At 68.1% G+C, this 451-nt stretch carries 1 protein-coding gene; it reads left to right on the top strand.

Annotated elements, in window-relative coordinates:
* Positions 1-451: DUF6531 domain-containing protein (locus tag NQU54_RS48820; protein WP_257636690.1), on the top strand; the 451-nt coding region annotated here is incomplete at both ends.

Raw genomic sequence — 451 nt, 5'->3', positions numbered from 1 at the left:
TGCACTCCGTCGCGACGGCAGCGCCCGCAGGCGCACCGACGACGATCCGAACAAGAGCTGCACCCCCAGCAAGGACAAGTGCACCACCGGTGAGCCGATCGACGTGGCCACCGGCGAGATGGTCATGTCCGCCACCGACGTCACCCTGCCCGGCGCTCTGCCGCTGGTCCTGAAACGGCACTACGTCTCCGGGCACCCGTGCGGAGGCTGGTTCGGCCGCACCTGGGCCGGCACACTCGATCAACGCTTGGAGATGGACGACGCAGGCGTCGTCTACATCACGGACGACGGCATGCTCCTGACCTACCCAGTGCCGAAACCGGACGTGCCGACGCTTCCCTCCTCCGGCCCACGCTGGCCACTGTGCTGGGACGGCAAACCCGACGGCACCTTCACCATCACCATCCCCGAACACAACCGCACCCTCCACTTCGCCCCGCTGTCGACGGGC

It is taken from the genome of Streptomyces malaysiensis subsp. samsunensis, from assembly GCF_024519315.1.
Classification (GTDB): domain Bacteria; phylum Actinomycetota; class Actinomycetes; order Streptomycetales; family Streptomycetaceae; genus Streptomyces; species Streptomyces malaysiensis.
The sequence above is the reverse complement of the archived record's forward strand: the minus strand, read 5'-3'. Positions and strand labels throughout refer to the sequence as shown.